Raw genomic sequence first — 18,065 nt, 5'->3', positions numbered from 1 at the left:
GCTCGGCGCGAGAATGTGTCAAGGCACATTCTTTTTATGGTCTTGCTATGCCCATTTTACCGGGCGGCGGATAGGAGATAAGAATGAAAGATGATAAAAAGGTCAGCCATATTCTGCAGCTTTACCTTCAGTGGCCGGTATTTTTAACGGCACTGGTAATCCTTGCGGGAGCTGCGGTCAACCTGATCTCACGCAAGGCGGGATTCGTGATGCTTGCATTTACGGTGATCTACGCGGCGTGTGCCGGAACCCTGTATATGTACGGAAAGAAGCGGGCTCTCGGCAGTCTGGTGTCCTTTGCGTCGGCGTACAGCTGGAGTCAGAAACAGCTTCTGGCGTCCCTGGAGCTGCCATACGCGATCGCGGACACGGAGGGTAAGATCCTTTGGATGAACCGCGCCTTTGAGGCGGTGACCAAAGAAGAGAAGAGCGCAGGGAAAAGCCTGACAATGCTCTTCAAGGAGATCACAGTGGAATCCCTCGAGAAGATGGAAAATGCGATGGAAGTCCATGTGATCTATGGGGAATCGAAATACCGCGTGAGTATGAAACGCGTGACGATCCGCCCGGATGAACTTGCCTCCGGAATCCCGGAGAAGCAGACGGAGCAGCAGATCCTTGCGGTATATCTCTATGATGAGACAGAGCTCTACAACTACAAGCAGGCGATCACAGACCAGAAGATGGTCGCGGGCCTGATCTATCTGGACAACTATGATGAGGCGTTGGAGAGCGTCGAGGAAGTCCGCAGATCGCTCTTAACGGCCCTGATCGATCGAAAGATCAACAAGTACATTTCTGCGGTCAACGGTATCGTAAAGAAGCTGGAGAAGGACAAATATTTCTTTGCGATCAAGCAGTGCTATATGCCGCGTCTGGAAAAAGAGCGGTTTGGACTGCTTGAGGAGGTAAAGACCGTCAATATCGGAAACGAGATGGCGGTGACCTTAAGTATCGGTATCGGAATGAACGGCGATACCTACAGCCAGAACTATGATTATGCCCGTACAGCAATCGATATGGCCCTCGGCCGTGGCGGTGATCAGGCGGTAGTAAAATGCGGCCAGAAGATCCAGTATTACGGCGGAAAGGCCCAGCAGTTAGAGAAGACGACCCGTGTCAAGGCCCGCGTCAAAGCCCATGCCCTCAGAGAGCTTCTTGAGACAAAGGACTGCCTTCTGATCATGGGACATAAGATCGGAGATATCGACTGCTTCGGCGCGGCGATCGGAATGTACCGGATCGCGTCTGCCCTGAACAAAAAAGCACATATCGTGATCAATGAAGTGACCTCCTCGGTGCGTCCGATGATGGAACGCTTTGAGACCGGCGATTATCCGAAGGACCTGTTCCTCACGGGAAGTGAGGCTGCGGATATCGTGGATAACAATACGGCGCTTGTCGTTGTTGACGTCAACCGCCCGAGTATCACAGAAGAACCGGACCTTTTAAAACTCGTGAAGACGATCGTTGTCATCGATCACCACCGTCAGTCCAGCGAGATCATCACAAACGCGACTCTGTCCTATGTAGAGCCTTACGCGTCATCTGCCTGTGAGCTGGTTGCGGAGATTTTACAGTATGTTGCTGACAGTATCCGGATCAAATCCCCGGAGGCGGACGCTATGTACGCGGGAATCGTGATCGATACGAACAACTTTACAAATCAGGCGGGCGTCCGCACCTTTGAGGCGGCGGCGTTCCTTAGAAGAAACGGAGCGGACGTGACGAGAGTACGGAAGCTGTTCCGTGACAGTATGGAGGACTACAAGGCGAGAGCCGAGGCAGTCCGTCAGGCAGAGGTCTATAAGAAATGCTTTGCCATCAGCGTGTGCCCGGCAGAGGGCGTGGAGAGCCCGACAGTAGTAGGCGCACAGGCTGCAAACGAGCTTCTTGACATTGTGGGAATGAAGGCATCTGTCGTTCTTACCCCATATGAAGGCAAGATCTATATCAGCGCGAGATCGATCGACGAGGTCAATGTCCAGGTCATGATGGAAAAGCTGGGCGGAGGCGGACACAGAACGATCGCAGGTGCGCAGCTCCCGGGTGCTACCGTTGAGGAGGCCAAGGAGAAGGTGAAAGGCGTCATCGATATGATGCTGGAGAAAGGAGAAATTTAAGATGGAAGTTGTATTATTAGAGGATGTGAAGGCACTTGGAAAAAAGGGTCAGGTCGTAAAGGTAAATGACGGATATGCGAGAAACTTTATCCTTCCGAAAAAGCTTGGTGTTGAGGCGACATCCAAGAACTTAAACGATTTAAAGCTCCAGAAAGCAAACGCGGAGAAGGTTGCGGCAGAGCAGCTTGCGGAGGCTAAGAAGCTTGCGGAAGAGATCGATAAGATGTCCGTAACCGTTTCGATCAAAGCCGGCGAGGGCGGACGCGCGTTCGGTTCCGTTTCCACAAAGGAGATCGCGAAGGCGGCGAAGGATCAGTTAAAGCTTGATATCGATAAGAAAAAGATGGTTCTGCCGGAGCCGATCAAGAGCATCGGAAGCTTTGAGGTTCCGATCAAGCTTCACAAGGAAGTAACAGCAAGACTCAGCGTGAAGGTCGTTGAGGCGTAAAGACGGAATGCCTGCCGCGTGTGCAATACGCGGACAGCAGCAGTTTTAATTCAGGGCAGGAAACCAGGTAGAGGTTCCGGCTTGCAAATAAGAAAGAAAACGGCTTCTGCAGAAATATATGCAGAAGCCGTGCGAAGTTATAGACAGAGACGTACAGAGAGGAAATCGGACAGATGGAAGAAGCGTTAGTAAAAAGGGTTTTGCCGCACAGCGTTGAGGCGGAGCAGTCGGTGATCGGTTCCATGCTGATGGACAGGGATGCGATCATCGCGGCATCGGAGATCGTGGTTGCGGACGACTTTTATCAGCGTCAGTACGGGATCATGTTTGATACGATGGTGGAGCTGTTCAATGAGGGAAAACCGGTGGATCTGGTCACGCTTCAGGACAGGCTGAAGGAAAAGGATGTCCCGCCGGAGGTGTGCAGTCTGGATTTTGTCCGCGATATCCTGGCAACGGTTCCGACTTCCGCGAATGTGCGCTCCTATGCCACAATCGTCCATGAAAAGGCGGTTCTCCGCCGCCTGATCAAAATCAACGAGGAGATCGCCAACAACTGTTATTCCGGAAAGGACAGTCTGGAAGTGATCCTGGCTGACACGGAAAAGCAGATCTTCAACCTGTTGGAAAGCCGCGCTTCCGGCGATTTCGTGCCGATCCGTCAGGTCGCGCTGAACGTCCTTGATAAGATCGAGCAGGCGACCCGCTCAAAATCCACGGTAACGGGTCTTCCGACGGGATTTATCGACCTGGATTACCGGATGTCCGGCCTCCAACCTTCGGATCTGATCCTGATCGCTGCCCGCCCGTCTATGGGTAAGACGGCGTTCGTACTGAATATTACGGACTATATCGCGGTCCGGAGACAGAAGACCTGCCTGATCTTCAGTCTGGAGATGTCGAAGGAGCAGCTGGTAAACCGTATGCTGTCCATGGAGTCCAACGTGGATTCCCAGAAGCTCCGTACCGGTACCCTGACGGATGCGGACTGGGACGCTGTCGTGGAAGGAATCGGTACGATCGGAAGTTCCAAGCTTGTGATTGACGATACTCCGGGTATCTCGATCATGGAACTTCGTTCCAAATGCCGGAAGGTTAAGCTGGAACATGGCCTCGACCTCGTTATGATTGACTACCTGCAGTTAATGTCGGGCAGCGGAAAGAACGGAGACAACCGTCAGCAGGAGATCTCTGAGATCTCAAGATCTTTAAAGGCCATCGCGAGGGAGCTGAGCGTTCCGGTGATCGCCCTGTCCCAGCTTTCCCGTGCCTGTGAGACGAGAACGGATCACAGGCCGATGCTTTCGGACCTTCGAGAGTCCGGAGCGATCGAGCAGGATGCCGACGTTGTGATGTTCCTGTACCGTGACGATTATTATAATAAGGATACGGATAACCCGAACACGGCGGAGGTTATTATCGCGAAACAGCGTAACGGCCCGATCGGAACCGTATACCTTGGCTGGAAACCGGAACTGACCCGGTTTGTGAATATTGCGAAAGAGCAGCAGTAAATGCATGGTCAAGCGCCTGCTTTCGAATGGAATTTGAAGGAATTTCATCGGAAGCGGGCGTTTTTGTCATATTGGGACATGGCTTCACATATATTATTAGCAATCTGATAACGGTTTTGCAGGCATGCGGCAGTCTGTGGACATGCTGAGAAACTGGATCAAACAGAGTCGAACAATCGTTGCGGTTCATGTCAGAAATTTCGAACTGTGACGAAAATCAAGTGAAAGGAAGAGGACGACCATGTCAGAAACACATTATCTGATCTCCGATGCCTCGAAAAAGGTTGATGTGGAATCTCATGTACTTCGGTACTGGGAGGAGGAACTGGAGATGAACATTCCTCGCAACGAGATGGGACATCGGTATTATACGGATTTTCATATCCGTCTTTTTAAACAGATCAAGGAATTGAAGGAAAAGGGGTATCAGTTAAAGGCGATCAAGACAGCGCTGGCGAAAACGCTGGACGCGGAGGGGGAATCGGTGGCGCCCACGGATGTTCTTGAGGAGGATGTTATGACGGCATTGAAGGAATGCACGGAGCAGGAGAAGAGAGATCTGGAAAAGCTGGATCCGGGGGAAGCCGCGGAACTCATGAACCGGGAAAAAGCGGAGCAGTTCAGGGAGTTTCTTACCCAGATGATCGGACAGGCTATCGAGGAGAACAACGAGAAGCTGAGCCAGGATATCAGCCGGATGGTGAACGATAAAGTGTTAAAGGAGATCGATTACCTGATGCGGGTGGCAGATGAGCGGGACGAAGAGCGGTTCCGGCAGCTGGATGAGACGATCCGTCTCTACCAGAAGGAGAATAAAGGGAGGGCGGAAGCCGCGGCGGCGAAAGCACCGTTTTTGCCGTCGATCTTCAGAAAGAGAAAGTTTGGAAGAAATGGGAATAAGCTTTGATGAGAGCAAAAATGAGAACCCCTTTCGCGAAGATCCGGATTCTGGATCAGAATCCACAGAAATCAAAAAGCCGCTGTTCGAATAGAACAACGGCTTTTATGTATTGGTTTGCGTTTGCGATCAACCCTCGTTGATTGCGCCTGTCGGACAGACACCAGCACAAGTACCGCAGCTGATGCAAGTATCAGCGTCGATTACGTACTGTCCATCTCCCTGGGAAATAGCGTTTACCGGACATTCACCAGCACAAGTACCGCAGCTAACGCAGCTATCGTTAATTACATATGCCATAACAAAATACCTCCTTTGTTTATTTCTTTCATTCTATAATAAACGGTTAAATTATTCAAGGGGAAAATTGTGAAAAAATGTACCTAATGAGGAACAAAAATCCAGTAAACATGCGGTTAGACAGTCACAACTCGAGTTAGTCTATTCTTACCTTTGCAGACAAAAATCAACCCGGCTGTCATTCAGCTGAAAGCATTTCATGATGGTCACCATATGCGGACAGGCATTTTCTAAACTGGAAATACCATACCATGCAGGAATGCATGATGGTTACTGTACGCGGGTAGGAATTTTCTGAACTGAAAATTCCGTATGATACCGTTATGACTGCATGATGCGGCTGTACCAGCAGATTTTGCAAAACCACCTTGCCAAGAAACGAAAAAAGTATTATACTCTCGATATGCTGGCAAATGCGGCGATATGTCCGTTATGCCGGAAACAATCGTAGAAAATTGCCCTCAGCAGATTTCGAAGGTGAAAGGAGGATTTATCATGCAGATTTCAAAAGAAATGCTCATTGGTGAGCTTCTTCAGGTTGATGAGAATATGGCTCAGATTTTAATGGGCGCTGGAATGCACTGCATCGGATGCCCGTCTTCTCAGATGGAGTCTCTGGAAGAGGCTTGCATGGTTCACGGAATTCCGGTAGAAAAACTTGTAAGTGTAATTAACGAGTATCTGGCTCAGAAGCAGCAGTAATGTATGTGACTGCTCGAGAGAGTTTTGGTTTGCTGACTGTGCGAAAGGTCGGAGAATGTAAGAAGGACTGCGGTCAGGGAGAATTTTCCTGGCTGCGGTCCTTTTTCCATTTTGACATATATGGAGCAATGTGCCATAAAAATTCTGTATGTTGAAAAAACATGGGGACATTTTGGAAACAGACTTTGCACATAAAAAAGCATCTGTATAAATCTGTGGAATACAGCTTTTTACAGATGCTCTATTTAAATATTGATCAATTGGGAAGTCAGATTATAAGTTTTGCAGCACCTTCAGCGCGTCCTTCTTTACGATCAGATCATAATGTTCCGCATAGTAAGCGCCGGACGCAGCGGCATCGCCTTTTAACCTTGTTCCGTATTCGGAGAGAGTATTGCAGACCCTGTTGAAGGAACTCTCACTGTCATTTTCCTTCTTGAGGATCAGGTAGAAGACCCCATTTTCCGGATTCTTGTAGAGAACACTGTTTCCTTTAAAAACAGCACCGGTCTGCCGTGCGGCTTCACAGACGAGGTCGAGGGAAGAAAACTGGTAGATCCTTGTAAACTGAGCCGGATTCTTCGACTCTTCCTTTCCCTGCGGTCCATTTGCCGTTGCAGCTGGTGCCGCAGGAGCTTTTTCTCCCTCCGGCTTTAAAATTCCGCTCTGGGTCAGGATATTGATCAGGCCGTCAGCGCCTTCCAGCACTTCCGCGGTGAGATTTCCCCATCCGTTATCATTCTCGTCCTCTTCCGGTGAGAACTTGGAGAACCGGGTATCCAGTTCCTCTGGATCTTCCATCTTTGTGATGATCAGCATAACACTCTCGTTCGCCATCGGGATCGCCTCGACCATAAGCGGGATATCCTCGGCCTCGAAACCGACCTCATTTGCGGCGCGCTGGATCATCTCGCGGAAAAGATTACGGGCTTTCTCGCTTCCATAAGCCAGCTCGCCGAGATTCATATTCCGGACACTCAGGTCAAAGTTGCTGAGGGTGCAGCGGATCTGATTTTCATTGATACGTTCTATTTTCATAGGATCACTTCCTGTCTGGTTAAAATCAAAATATTCGCGGTATGCTGTAATTCCCATTATAAGAGGGCAGAAAACCGCATTTTTATATTTATAATATACTATATCCTATTCAGTTTTTGCAATCGTATGAGGGAAATTTATTAAAATTTAATCAGTTTGACATCTACAAGATGGTCTGAAGCGGGAGTGTGTATATTAGAATAGTCGCAAGAGGTTGTGTTGCCGGAAGGAGGTGTGACGGTTTATCGAGCGCGTTCTGTTTGGCAAGTATCGGTTGTGCAGAGAGCTGGGAAACGGGCGATCCGGTACTGTATATCTGGCGTATCACGTTGAGCTGGAAGAATACAGGGCGGTAAAAATAGTCCCGAAATCCCTGGCGGATTATGATACTTTTAGAAAAGAAGCACTTTTTCTGAAAACACTGAGACATCCGGGAATCCCCATCGTCTACGATGTGGAGGAAGATACCGGATACAGTTATCTGATCGAAGAATATCTGGAAGGCGAATCTTTATATGCCCTGGTAAAACGCCTGGGCAGCTTGTCGGTTAAGGCGGCAGCTGATCTTGGAATACAGATCTGCCGTATCATTCAGTTTATGAATTCAGCAGAAAATCCTATTTTATATTTAGACTTGCAGCCCAAAAATCTGCTGGTGTGCAATGGAGTCCTTCGTCTGACGGATTTTGATCATGCACAATACGCGTCAGATGCCGCTGCGTTTGGTGAGCGGTACGGAACGATCGGTTTTGCGGCACCGGAACAGTACACGGGGGAACCACTGGACTGCCGGACGGACGTGTACGCGATCGGTGCGCTGCTCTACTTTATGAGCCGTGGGGATGCGCCGGGAAGTGTTCCGGAATACAGGAATGAACCGGAATACAGGATGTTTGACCGGATCATCCGCGGGTGTATGGAAAAGGAGAAAGAAGCGCGTTACCAGAGTGCGGATGAACTGCAGGAAACGCTGCAGGAGCTGCAAAATCAACTGAAGGAACAGGCAGCAGAATCTCGAATCGTTGTTTTTGCCGGGGCGGCAGCAGGGATCGGAACAACCCATGCGGCTCTCGGAATGTCTCATTTTCTGACCCGGAATGGGTGTCCGGCTTTATATCAGGAAGCTTATGATACGTCTGCGGTTCGCACACTTGCGAAAAATATGGGAATCAAAACGGACCGGACCGGCGTATATCGAATCGGATGCGGAAGCATCCGGCCTTATTATGGCGAGGCTGTGAAGCTGCCATATCTTTATTTTCCAGTAATCATAAAGGATGTGGGAGTGATCCGCCCGGAAGAGAAACTTCCGGAAGCAGATTTTTATGTTCTTGTATGCGGGGGAAAATGGTGGGAGATCGACAGGACTGTGAATGCGGCGAAGATCTTAAAAAGCCGTGGGAATGTGATCCTGCTCTTCAATCATATGGAGAAAAAAGCACGTCTGAAACTTCCAAAAGTTTTATCTGATATTCATTATTTCTTTCTTCCGTTCTTTTCAAATCCATTCAGAGAAGATAAAGCTGCCAACACCTGTTACCGGGATCTATGGAACGATGGTACAGGGGAAACCAGATGGAAAAGAAAAAAATTATCACAGAGAATCAGGAGAAGCGATGCAGAATGATCGGAATCGCTGGGAGCAATACCGGGGTGGGGTGCACCCATTTTTCGATCATGCTGACAAACTATCTCGCGGGATACCTCAGAAGGAAAGCCATACTGCTGGAATTTAATGAGTCGGGGGACTTAGAAAAGCTTGAATACGTCTGCACGGGGCAGATGGGACAGAAAAATCCATACAGGGTACTGGATGCGGATTATTATAAGTATGCAGGACCGGAGGCTGTGAAGGAGGTGCTTCAGAGGGGATATGACGATATCCTGATCGATTTCGGATCGGTCAAAGATGGCGCAAACGAATTATATTGGAGATGCGATAAAAAGTTCCTGGTGGGTTCCTTTACGGAGTGGCAGCAGGAGAGTTTCCGGGAATTCGAGATGGAACAGAGAGCGAAACAGAAAAAAAGCTGGCAGAGTCTCGCGGTATTTGGAAGCGAGGAGACCAGAAGAGAATTCTCGAGAAGATTTCGGATCAATGCAGAACGGATTCCGTTTTCAGCGGATGCCTTCTCGGTCACGAAGGAGTGCGGGGAATTTTTTCAGCGTATCCTGTAAAAATGACATAAAAGGACGATTTCCCTAACCGTTATAAAGGGAAAAGCCTGATACTCAGAAATGTCACAATAAATGAGATCTGACCGGCTAAGAATACAGCAGCGGGGAAAAACATGTCACAGTATAACCTTCTTCAGTCATCGCGGAAAAGCCGGGAACAGAGGCATTTAATAACTTAAAATCGACAGCGCAGAGGGAGAACGTTCAATGAAGAGCATCGATAAGACCGTGCATGCCATAGATATGCGGCACGAAGAAAAGAAAGGTGTATATGGGTATGGAAACAGCAAGCGGAACGTATGACTCGGAAAATCGAAGTGTCGAGGAGATGACGCGCTATCTGAATGGACTTAAGCGGTACACGGAAAAAGGAATCCCGATCTACATGGACGGAAAACTTTCCGGGCAGAGAGAATGGGAGAAACTGTTTGAAGTTCGTGAGGATGGAATGTTCTATATGGGAGATTATGTCCAGGCGGAAGGCGGCGGTCTGAAGGAGATACGGTTTGATAAGGTCTATCTGAGCGAAGCGGATATCATGGAGACGAAAGGTCGGAGGAGAAGAACGAGAAAATAAGGAAAGACGGAGGATACCGAATAGAATGGATCTGGCGGTACTGGATAGCAGTAAATCGCACGGAAATGAACCAGGTTATATGTACGAAGTAATATAGATTCAACAGCTGGGGGATCGTTCTGCCAGATGATTCGTAAGACTGCTGACAACAATTCGTTACAAAAAGTTAACAGACAGACATTCCGCGTTGTGGTATACTTAAGCTATCTTGAAGATCCGGCAAAGTATACGATCTGTGTATACCTTGCCGGATCATCCGTAATAAATAACGATTCAGCATGCCGCCGGTGAGAGACGGAAATGAACGCAGAGTTCTGGGAACCGGCGTGCGGAAAGAGTGATAACGAATGAGAAAAGTAGTTCCTGTATTGGTTGCTGTCGGTCTGATCATCCTGATCGTCGTGGGATTTGTCGGTTTCCAGGTACTGGACCGGTATATGCCGACGAAAGAGCGGGCGGATCTCGCGGAAGTCTATGATGTGTCCGGGGATGAGACCGCGATCCTCTATAACTATGAGCGGCAGGAGCAGACAGGAATCTATGAAAATGGACAGACGTATCTGCCGGTCTCCTGGGTGAATGACCATATTAATGAGCGGTTCTACTGGGACAGCATGGAAAATCTTCTCGTATACGCGCTCCCGGACCAGATCGTCTATGCGGACGCGGAGACAAAGGGATCCAACGGCGCTCCGCTGCTTCTTGTAAAAGATGAGGAGGTCTATCTGACGCTGGGGTTGATCGCAAACTATACGGATGTGCAGATCCAGACCTTTGACTCCGGGGATGGAAGACGTGTCCTGATCAATGACTGGGGAACAAGAAATATCGCGCGGGTGAAAAAGGCTGGAAGTCTGAGAGTAAAAGGCGGCGTAAAGAGTAAGATCCTCACAGACCTCGCAAAGGACGATACGGTGACCGTTCTCGATACGATGGAGAAATGGTCCAAGGTCGCATCTTCCAACGGAAATATCGGATATGTGGAAAATAAGCGCCTGGCAGCCGCGGAGAGCCAGAAATTTTCCGGAAATTTCACAGCTCCTGTATACAAGAATACCAGCATGAGCGGAAAGATCGTTCTCGGCTGGCACCAGGTAACAAGCCAGGACGGAAACAATACCTTTGACAGTATTGTGGCAAAGACAAAAGGGATGAACGTGATCTCCCCGACATGGTTTTCCCTGACAGACAACAACGGAAGCTATAAGTCACTGGCGAGCAAAGATTATGTGGCGAAGGCCCATGCAAAGGGGCTCCAGGTGTGGGCGCTGATCGACAACTTCAGTGCCGATGTCCAGACGGAGACGCTGTTAGCATCCACCTCTACCCGCCGCAAGCTGATCGACAGCCTGATCGCGGATGCGGAAAAATATGACCTGGATGGCCTGAACCTTGATTTTGAGAGCCTGAAAACAGAGGCGGGCGTCCATTATATCGAATTTATCCGGGAATTATCGATCCCGTGCCGCCAGAAAGGCATTGTCCTGTCCGTGGACAACTATGTTCCGGCGAGATACAACAGCTTCTACAACCTGAAAGAACAGGGAACCGTTGTGGATTATGTGATTATGATGGGATATGATGAGCACTTTGCGGGCGGCGAGCCGGGCTCTGTGTCCTCTATCAGCTACGTGAAGAATGGAATCTCCGGAATGCTCGAGGATGTCCCGAAGGAGAAGCTGATCAATGCCGTTCCGTTCTACACGAGACTCTGGATCGAAGCCGGGGACGGATCCATCACCTCCAAGGCGATGGGAATCGCGGATGCGAAGAAGTGGATAGACAATAACCAGGTGGAACTCACCTGGCAGGCGGATACCGCCCAATATTATGGCGAGAAACAGACAAATGACGGTGCCTGGTTCCTCTGGATGGAGGAGGAGCGGTCCTTAAAAGAAAAGATGAACGTGGTCCGTCAGAACGATCTGGCGGGAGTCGCGTGCTGGAAACTTGGGTTTGAGGATTCTGCCGCGTGGGATTCCATCCAGTGGAACTAAGATCATAATGGCGCTTTTACGCCGGACCTACCAGGTCACCATCTTGTCCAGCAGGAGTTTCTGTTCCTTGCTGGAACGTGTGAGGTAGATGCGGGTGGTCTCGATGCTCTCATGCCCGAGAAGATCCGCCAATAGAGAGATATCGCTGCTGCGAGCCAGAAAATTCTTCGCGAACCGGTGGCGGAAAGAATGAGGGTACATGGTATCAGGATCGATGCCATACCGGACTGCATAGTGTTTTAATTGGGAATGGATGCCTCTGGTCGTCACGGGGCGTCCATTTTTTCCCACAAAAAGAAAGCCGGAGGTGATACCGCGGCGGTCACACCAGGCTTTTGCCTCCTGACAGAGGGAATCCGGGATGTAGATGCGGCGGATCTTCCCACCTTTGGAGTAGAGATCAAGATACCCGCAGGCTAAATGTTCCGCCTTGATCTGCACCAGCTCACTGACCCTGGCACCGGTGGTCACCAGAAAACGGACGATAAAATACCAGAAATCGTGGTGCTCTGCTTTCAGGTTCCGCTGGAGCGTCTCACAGTCTTCGTTTGTGATAATGGAGTCCTGGAAGGTTTCGCGGGAAATTTTTACCGCATGGAGCCGAAAACTGGCGAGGTCGGGATAGAGTTCCGGCTGTTCTTCCTCCAGGAAAAGAAGAAAATGATTTACGGCGTAGATCCGCTGATTGATCGTTGCGGGGCGGTAATTGGCAATCAGAAGACTCCGGTATTTCCGGAGAAGAGATTCGGTTGGAACGGGATAGATGGACAGAAGCTGCCTGATCGTCCGTCCATACGCGTCTCCGGTATTTTCAGACATATTCTTTTTTCTTAAATATGATCTAAATGATTCTGCCAGGTTTTCCTGGTCTTTTGGAAGTTCTTTCATAACATATCCTTTGAATAATAACGGAGCAGCAGGAATTTTACCAGTTTACGATCTGATTGAAGAGATCCTGCTGTTCAGTACTGCTTTTATGCAGATAAATGCGGGTAGTCTCAATACTCTCATGTCCGAGAATGTCGGACAGGAGCGCAATATCATCACATTTTTCTATAAAATTTTTGGCAAACAGATGCCGGAATGCATGGGGATGTACGACAGATGGATCCAGATTGTATCGAAGTGCAAAAACCTTAAGCTGATCCCGGATCCCGTTTGTGGTGATCGGATTTCCGAAACGGTTTAAAAATAAGCTGCCGCTGGTGTGCTTTTCGTTTTGAAGCCACAGCAGGCAGGTCTCCTTGACATTTTGCGGGAAGTAGATCCGCCGGATCTTATCACCTTTTGAGTACAGGTCCATCTGACCGCGGATCATATCTTCCACACGGATCTGGAGAAGTTCGCTGATCCGCACGCCAGTGGCGGCCATGATCCGCACGGCAAAGTAGTAGGTAAGCTTTCCGTCACGCAGAAGGCATTTTTTCAGGTACTCATAGTCGGCCTGGCTGATCACGTTTTCCAGAAATGGTTTCTGTTGAAGGCGGACCATAAGGACCCTGGAGTCAGGAAGCTCGAGAAATTCCATAAAACAGTTCATTGCGCGGATCCTCAAATTTACGGTGTTGGGCTTGTACCTGTCGATGAGATAGCATTTATAGAGCATCAGATTGTCATGTGTGACTTCGGGGTACAGGGAAAGAAAATGCCTGGCAGTATAGAGATAGGAACGGATCGTCTGGTAAGATTTTCCATTCCGGAGCAGCCACGCTTCGAACATGGAGAGTTTTTGACGGGCCGTTTCAGAAAGACGGTCTGTGGGAAGAGCAGTTTTTCTCATAGTATTATCATACCTTTCTGTTTTTGAAAGTATTTTATCGCAGGAAACAAAAAGAGCAAGAGAAAACTGGAGAATACGTTGTTGATGGGGAAAGGAAGGAGGAAAAGCAAAAAATCCGTCGGAGACATGGGACATCTCCGACGGACGTTTATATAAGCTGTATATGATTGGAAATGAACAGACAATGCTTTTGGGAAATGTTCGGTGGCATTGCGCTGCCCGGAAGGAAATTGGGTTGCTTAGTTCTGGAAATCTACAATCGCGTTTCCCTTTTCATCATATCGAACAGCATCCTTATCAAGTGTCAGTGCGTCGATGGCATCAAGGTATGCCTTGATAGACGGGTACTGCGGCTTGTAGTTTGCGATGATCTCTTTTGCTGCCACAGCATTGTTGGAGAGCAGGGCATCTACGAGGAAGAGCTGAACCTTTGCGGCGTTCACGCACATGCGGTTCGGATCGGTGATCTGGAAGTCGATGCCGTGGAGTGTGCCGACAGCGCCGCCCGCGTTGATCTGCACGCCCGGCATTACGCAGGTGACATCGCCGAAATCGGAGGAACCGGTGCTCCAGCCGTTATAGTCGAAGACAACTTTCTTTCTTCCGCAAAGTGCCACGCAGCAGTCCTCAGCCAGCTTCATGAATGTCGGATCATGATACTCCGGAGCGTAACCAGGGCGGTCGCTCAGCTCAACGCCTGCGCCCATAGACAGTGCGGCACCGGTCAGCGCACGGTTTACCTTGATATTCTCGCGTTTGATCGCCTCTAAGGATTTTCCACGGACATAACTCTCGATCTTCATCTCATCCGGGATAATGTTTACGGCGCAGTTTGCGCCCATGAGGATCGGATGGAAGCGGATCGTATCTTTCTCCTGGAATGTCTCACGGAGGTCGTTGCATGCCTGGAGACCCAGCATAGCGGCATACTCCGCGTTGACTCCCATATGAGGAGCTCCGCCTGCATGGGCAGATTTTCCTTTGTAGCGGATATTTTTCGCTATACATCCGTTCATTCCGAGCAGTGCCTGAAAGTCAAGATCGGTATCGCCGTCCTCATTGACACCAGAGCCTTTTGTCATGCCGTGAACCATCATAGCCATGTCGACACCATCTAAGAGACCACGGTACATGAACTCGGTCTTACCGCCGTTGTACTTGATGATGCCTTTCTGGCGGAGTTCCTCACGGAATGCAAGCTGGATCATCTCCTCGGCCGGAACGACAACGAGGCGGATGGATCCGCAGAGACCGTCGAGGGCGTGGGGCTGTTTCAATGCGGCTGCGATTCCTAAAAGTGCAGCGGACTGGGCGTTATGTCCGCAGCAGTGGGTCATTCCATTTACGGATTCCGGATGGTTCGCGATATCGAGGGCATCCAGTTCACCGAAGATCGCTACCTTTGGTCCTGGTTTTCCTGTCTCAACATCGGTGTAAAAGCCCGGAATGTTTCCGGCTTTGACGAGTGTGTATCCAAGTGCCTCGTATTTCTCTGCGAGATAGTCGTGGGCCTGCCACTCGGTGTAGCCGGTCTGCGGATGAGCCCAGATCCAGCGCTCCGCGTCGAGGATGAGCTGTTTTGCGGTATCTACGTTGTTTACGATCAGCTGTTGCCTGTCAGTCATGGAAATACCTCCTGAAGTATGTAATATTAGATGGAGTCAGGCGCTGTACGGGAACAAAAAGTTCTATATGTTATAGCAGCGGTGCAAGTCTCATATTGAGACAGGAGACCTGATTCCGAATAGAGCCATATGCCGTTAAAAAATGTTTTCAGGTCAAGCTCGGTTTTCTTTTAAAAGCTCGATCAGCGCATCCGTGTGCTCTTTTGTTGTTGCCCAGCTTGTGGCAATCCGGATCACGGTGTGGGAGTCATCATAGTTCTCCCAGAAGCTGAACTCCGCATGTTTCTCCAGACGGTGCAGAGCCTCGTTTTCAAGAATAACAAAAATCTGGTTTGTCGGAGTCTCAAGGAAGAACCGGTAGCCGTTCTCCTTCAATGCGGATTTTATCGCGGCCGCGCAGTCAAGGGCGGATTTTCCGATATGAAGGTACAGATCATCCGTGAAAAGGGCATCAAACTGGATCCCCAGAATGCGGCCTTTCGCGAAAAGCGCGCCGTGTTGTTTTATGATCGTAAAAAGGTGAGGGATCAGCGCCGGATCCGGAATCACGACCGCCTCGCCGAAGAACGCTCCGCACTTTGTTCCGCCGATATAGAAGACATCGCAAAGTCTCGCAAGATCCTTTAATGTCACGTCATTATCCGGGGAAGCGAGAGCGTAAGCCAGTCTTGCACCGTCCACATAGAGTGGAAGATGATACCTGCGGCATGCTTCGTTCAGAGCAGTCAGCTCTTTTCGGGAATACAGGGTTCCGTATTCGGTTGGCTGAGAGATATAGACCATGCCCGGCATGACCATGTGCTCATGGCTCTCATCGGATAAAAAGGTGTCCATGTAGGCAGAGATCTGTGCTGCGTTGATCTTTCCATATGTATGGGGCAGCGGGAGCACTTTATGTCCGCCGAATTCGATGGCACCGGCCTCATGGACTGCGATGTGACCGGTCTCCGCACAGAGAACGCCCTGATAGGAGCGGAGAAGTGCGTCGATGACGGTAGCGTTTGTCTGGGTTCCGCCCACGAGGAGATAGACTCCCGCATTTGGAGCACCGCAGGCTTTGCGGATCTTATCCCGGGCAGATTCAGAGAACTCGTCGAGACCGTACCCGGAAGTCTGCATCATATTTGTGGAGAGCAGCTCATTCATGATAGCCGGATGGGCGCCTTCCATGTAATCGCAGACGAATTTCAGTTTTTCATTTGCCATGTTAGAAACCTGACCTTTCGTGTTGTCTGACTCTATTATACAGATGACATATTGATGTGTCAATGCAGGAAAGTGTATGAAAAAATCTGAAAACACTGAGGGAAATATGGGGATTCAGCTGATGATGGCGATAAGAGCGGAAGCCAGAATCCAGAACTTTTTTTGGATTGAACGGAGATAGGAAAATCCGCACATAAACAGGTTCCCTATGAAATAGAGTATTATGAAGAGCGGATTTTCGGGGAAACAGAGCATGAAGCAGAAAGTAATAGAGCCGGTTCTCGGCATATGCCTGCTCGCCATGGTGGTCATGGCGGTAAAATATGGAAGTATCCATGTGACGGGGAGCGGTGACGCCTACATAAAAGAGACACCGGTGGTGGTGGTCGATGCCGGACACGGCGGAACAGATCCCGGCAAGGTTGGAGTCGACGGGAGCCTGGAGAAAGATATCAACCTGGCTGTGGCGGAGCGGTTGAAAACGTACCTGGAACAGGATGATGTGAAGGTCATTATGACGCGGGAGACGGACACGGGACTTTATTCCGAAACGGACAGCCGGAAAAAGATGGCGGACATGAAGAAACGGTGTGAGATCATTGAGGAGAGCGGCGCGGACCTTGTGGTCAGCATCCACCAGAACAGCTATCACGAGGAATCCGTCTCTGGCGGACAGGTATTCTATTACCGGGATTCGTCAAAGGGAAAGGCGCTGGCGGAGATCCTGCAGGACCGGTTTGACTATGTCCTGGGGGACCAGAACCGGAGACTTCCGAAGGCGAATGCCAATTACTACCTCCTTCTGCATGTGAAATGTCCCATCGTGATCGTGGAGTGCGGATTCTTAAGCAACCGGAAGGAAGCAGCGCTTTTAAACAGCGGGGAGTACCAGGATAAGCTGGCATATACGATTCATATGGGGATCATGGAGTACCTGAATAAGAAGCAATGAGATAGGAAAAATGTACAAATGAAGAGAAATAAAATCGTCATATTACACAAAATAGGCCCACCTGTTTTTAACAACACTTTGCAAGAATTCTCCCATCCTCTTTAGGTGGTGAGATGAATTGCCTTTTGGGAAAATCATGCAATATCTGGCATATTAAAACTGCACATATCTGTGCACATAAATGAAAACAAATATAGAAGAACAAATGTTCTGAAAACATAGACAAACAAGTGTTCCTGCGTTATAATATAATCAGTCGAAAGTAAAAGGAAAGTCTGATTTTATGAGAAAATTGGACAGTAATGCACATTCAGTATTTCTACTCTGTTATCATTTGATTCTGGTTATAAAATACCGAAAAAAGATACTGACGGATCCTGTTTCTGATCGGGCGCGAGAGATTTTTGAATATATCGCTCCGAAGTATCATGTTACATTAGAGGAATGGAATCATGTTTCGGGCCCATCCAAAATCAGAACTCAGCAAATTTATTAATGCGTATAAAAGCGCAAGCAGCCGATTGATTAAAAAAGAGTATCCGGAGATTCGGCAGAAGCTTTGGAAAGAAATGTTCTGGAGCCAGAGTTTTTGTCTGTTAAGTGCTGGTGGTGCACCCATTGAGCTTATTCGCCAGTACATAGAAACACAGGGAGAAAATAAGAGTGAACATCGTGTACCGTTTTCGGATCTACCCGAATAAATCTCAAAAAGAACTATTTGCAAGGA

16 protein-coding genes and 1 pseudogene are annotated in these 18,065 nt (G+C 49.2%); 11 read left to right on the top strand and 6 right to left on the bottom strand.

The window, feature by feature from the left end; all coding sequences use genetic code 11:
- Window positions 1-83: 83 nt before the first annotated feature.
- The 4 genes from GPK83_RS04270 (at window position 84) to GPK83_RS04255 (ending at window position 4,992) form a co-directional block, all read left to right on the top strand.
- Window positions 84-2,123, top strand: a complete 2,040-nt coding sequence (locus GPK83_RS04270; protein WP_215704099.1) for a DHH family phosphoesterase — start codon at window positions 84-86, stop codon at window positions 2,121-2,123.
- A gap of 1 nt (window position 2,124) precedes the next feature.
- Window positions 2,125-2,571 (top strand): 50S ribosomal protein L9, encoded by a 447-nt coding sequence (gene rplI, locus GPK83_RS04265; protein WP_015552983.1) that lies wholly within the window; start codon window positions 2,125-2,127, stop codon window positions 2,569-2,571.
- A 173-nt stretch (window positions 2,572-2,744) separates the two neighbouring features.
- Complete coding sequence (gene dnaB / locus GPK83_RS04260; protein ID WP_015552984.1) at window positions 2,745-4,085, top strand: replicative DNA helicase; 1,341 nt, start codon at window positions 2,745-2,747, stop codon at window positions 4,083-4,085.
- A gap of 241 nt (window positions 4,086-4,326) precedes the next feature.
- A complete protein-coding gene (locus GPK83_RS04255) occupies window positions 4,327-4,992 on the top strand; it encodes a helix-turn-helix domain-containing protein (protein ID WP_117468996.1) in 666 nt (221 codons plus the stop codon).
- A gap of 120 nt (window positions 4,993-5,112) precedes the next feature.
- Here the strand turns inward: GPK83_RS04255 and GPK83_RS04250 are convergent, their stop codons facing one another.
- The gene (locus tag GPK83_RS04250) at window positions 5,113-5,283 is read right to left on the bottom strand and encodes a 4Fe-4S binding protein (RefSeq protein ID WP_117483534.1); all 171 of its coding nucleotides are present in this window, start codon (window positions 5,281-5,283) and stop codon (window positions 5,113-5,115) included.
- A 495-nt stretch (window positions 5,284-5,778) separates the two neighbouring features.
- Between GPK83_RS04250 and GPK83_RS04245 the strand changes: the two genes are divergently transcribed.
- Window positions 5,779-5,985, top strand: coding sequence for a DUF1858 domain-containing protein (locus GPK83_RS04245; protein WP_015552988.1), 207 nt, complete (start codon window positions 5,779-5,781; stop codon window positions 5,983-5,985).
- A gap of 273 nt (window positions 5,986-6,258) precedes the next feature.
- Here GPK83_RS04245 and GPK83_RS04240 read toward each other — a convergent pair whose 3' ends face one another.
- Complete coding sequence (locus GPK83_RS04240) at window positions 6,259-7,023, bottom strand: adaptor protein MecA (RefSeq protein ID WP_215704098.1); 765 nt, start codon at window positions 7,021-7,023, stop codon at window positions 6,259-6,261.
- A 274-nt stretch (window positions 7,024-7,297) separates the two neighbouring features.
- Between GPK83_RS04240 and GPK83_RS04235 the strand changes: the two genes are divergently transcribed.
- The 4 genes from GPK83_RS04235 (at window position 7,298) to GPK83_RS04220 (ending at window position 11,775) form a co-directional block, all read left to right on the top strand.
- Complete coding sequence (locus GPK83_RS04235; RefSeq protein WP_215704097.1) at window positions 7,298-8,650, top strand: serine/threonine-protein kinase; 1,353 nt, start codon at window positions 7,298-7,300, stop codon at window positions 8,648-8,650.
- Window positions 8,599-9,201 carry a hypothetical protein gene (locus GPK83_RS04230; RefSeq protein WP_147327120.1) on the top strand — a complete coding sequence of 201 codons (603 nt, stop codon included), beginning with the start codon at window positions 8,599-8,601 and terminating at the stop codon, window positions 9,199-9,201. Before GPK83_RS04235 ends, GPK83_RS04230 begins: the two co-directional genes overlap by 52 nt.
- Before the next feature lie 277 nt (window positions 9,202-9,478).
- Window positions 9,479-9,778 (top strand): hypothetical protein, encoded by a 300-nt coding sequence (locus GPK83_RS04225; protein ID WP_117469290.1) that lies wholly within the window; start codon window positions 9,479-9,481, stop codon window positions 9,776-9,778.
- A 347-nt stretch (window positions 9,779-10,125) separates the two neighbouring features.
- A complete protein-coding gene (locus GPK83_RS04220) occupies window positions 10,126-11,775 on the top strand; it encodes a glycosyl hydrolase family 18 protein (RefSeq protein WP_215704096.1) in 1,650 nt (549 codons plus the stop codon).
- A 27-nt stretch (window positions 11,776-11,802) separates the two neighbouring features.
- Here GPK83_RS04220 and GPK83_RS04215 read toward each other — a convergent pair whose 3' ends face one another.
- From GPK83_RS04215 to GPK83_RS04200, 4 genes are all read right to left on the bottom strand, one after another.
- Window positions 11,803-12,594, bottom strand: a complete 792-nt coding sequence (locus GPK83_RS04215; RefSeq protein ID WP_345941774.1) for a tyrosine-type recombinase/integrase — start codon at window positions 12,592-12,594, stop codon at window positions 11,803-11,805.
- 106 nt (window positions 12,595-12,700) lie between these two features.
- Complete coding sequence (locus GPK83_RS04210) at window positions 12,701-13,555, bottom strand: tyrosine-type recombinase/integrase (RefSeq protein WP_252196235.1); 855 nt, start codon at window positions 13,553-13,555, stop codon at window positions 12,701-12,703.
- A gap of 239 nt (window positions 13,556-13,794) precedes the next feature.
- Entirely contained in the window at window positions 13,795-15,180 is a 1,386-nt protein-coding gene (locus GPK83_RS04205) for an amidohydrolase (RefSeq protein ID WP_215704094.1), read from the bottom strand.
- A 153-nt stretch (window positions 15,181-15,333) separates the two neighbouring features.
- Window positions 15,334-16,386, bottom strand: a complete 1,053-nt coding sequence (locus tag GPK83_RS04200; RefSeq protein ID WP_215704093.1) for a beta-eliminating lyase-related protein — start codon at window positions 16,384-16,386, stop codon at window positions 15,334-15,336.
- Between the two features lie 253 nt (window positions 16,387-16,639).
- Between GPK83_RS04200 and GPK83_RS04195 the strand changes: the two genes are divergently transcribed.
- Together GPK83_RS04195 and tnpA are read left to right on the top strand one after the other, a co-directional pair.
- Complete coding sequence (locus tag GPK83_RS04195; protein WP_117503157.1) at window positions 16,640-17,338, top strand: N-acetylmuramoyl-L-alanine amidase; 699 nt, start codon at window positions 16,640-16,642, stop codon at window positions 17,336-17,338.
- Window positions 17,339-17,621: 283 nt separating this feature from the next.
- Window positions 17,622-18,039 (top strand): annotated as a pseudogene (gene tnpA / locus GPK83_RS04190) (IS200/IS605 family transposase).
- The last annotated feature ends 26 nt before the right edge of the window (window positions 18,040-18,065 follow it).

The organism is Clostridium sp. MCC328 (genome assembly GCF_018785465.1).
GTDB lineage: Bacteria > Bacillota > Clostridia > Lachnospirales > Lachnospiraceae > Pilosibacter > Pilosibacter fragilis.
Note: the sequence above shows the minus strand (reverse complement) of the source record. Positions and strands in the feature narration are given on the sequence as shown.

Excerpts from the sequence above, each read along its gene's own strand:
- GPK83_RS04270 (WP_215704099.1), top strand. The coding sequence starts at position 84 with ATGAAAGATGATAAAAAGGTCAGCCATATTCTGCAGCTTTACCTTCAG.
- rplI (WP_015552983.1), top strand. The coding sequence starts at position 2,125 with ATGGAAGTTGTATTATTAGAGGATGTGAAGGCACTTGGAAAAAAGGGT.
- dnaB (WP_015552984.1), top strand. The coding sequence starts at position 2,745 with ATGGAAGAAGCGTTAGTAAAAAGGGTTTTGCCGCACAGCGTTGAGGCG.
- GPK83_RS04255 (WP_117468996.1), top strand. The coding sequence starts at position 4,327 with ATGTCAGAAACACATTATCTGATCTCCGATGCCTCGAAAAAGGTTGAT.
- GPK83_RS04250 (WP_117483534.1), bottom strand. The coding sequence starts at position 5,283 with ATGGCATATGTAATTAACGATAGCTGCGTTAGCTGCGGTACTTGTGCT.
- GPK83_RS04245 (WP_015552988.1), top strand. The coding sequence starts at position 5,779 with ATGCAGATTTCAAAAGAAATGCTCATTGGTGAGCTTCTTCAGGTTGAT.
- GPK83_RS04240 (WP_215704098.1), bottom strand. The coding sequence starts at position 7,023 with ATGAAAATAGAACGTATCAATGAAAATCAGATCCGCTGCACCCTCAGC.
- GPK83_RS04230 (WP_147327120.1), top strand. The coding sequence starts at position 8,599 with ATGGAAAAGAAAAAAATTATCACAGAGAATCAGGAGAAGCGATGCAGA.
- GPK83_RS04225 (WP_117469290.1), top strand. The coding sequence starts at position 9,479 with ATGGAAACAGCAAGCGGAACGTATGACTCGGAAAATCGAAGTGTCGAG.
- GPK83_RS04220 (WP_215704096.1), top strand. The coding sequence starts at position 10,126 with ATGAGAAAAGTAGTTCCTGTATTGGTTGCTGTCGGTCTGATCATCCTG.
- GPK83_RS04215 (WP_345941774.1), bottom strand. The coding sequence starts at position 12,594 with ATGTCTGAAAATACCGGAGACGCGTATGGACGGACGATCAGGCAGCTT.
- GPK83_RS04210 (WP_252196235.1), bottom strand. The coding sequence starts at position 13,555 with ATGAGAAAAACTGCTCTTCCCACAGACCGTCTTTCTGAAACGGCCCGT.
- GPK83_RS04205 (WP_215704094.1), bottom strand. The coding sequence starts at position 15,180 with ATGACTGACAGGCAACAGCTGATCGTAAACAACGTAGATACCGCAAAA.
- GPK83_RS04200 (WP_215704093.1), bottom strand. The coding sequence starts at position 16,386 with ATGGCAAATGAAAAACTGAAATTCGTCTGCGATTACATGGAAGGCGCC.
- GPK83_RS04195 (WP_117503157.1), top strand. The coding sequence starts at position 16,640 with ATGAAGCAGAAAGTAATAGAGCCGGTTCTCGGCATATGCCTGCTCGCC.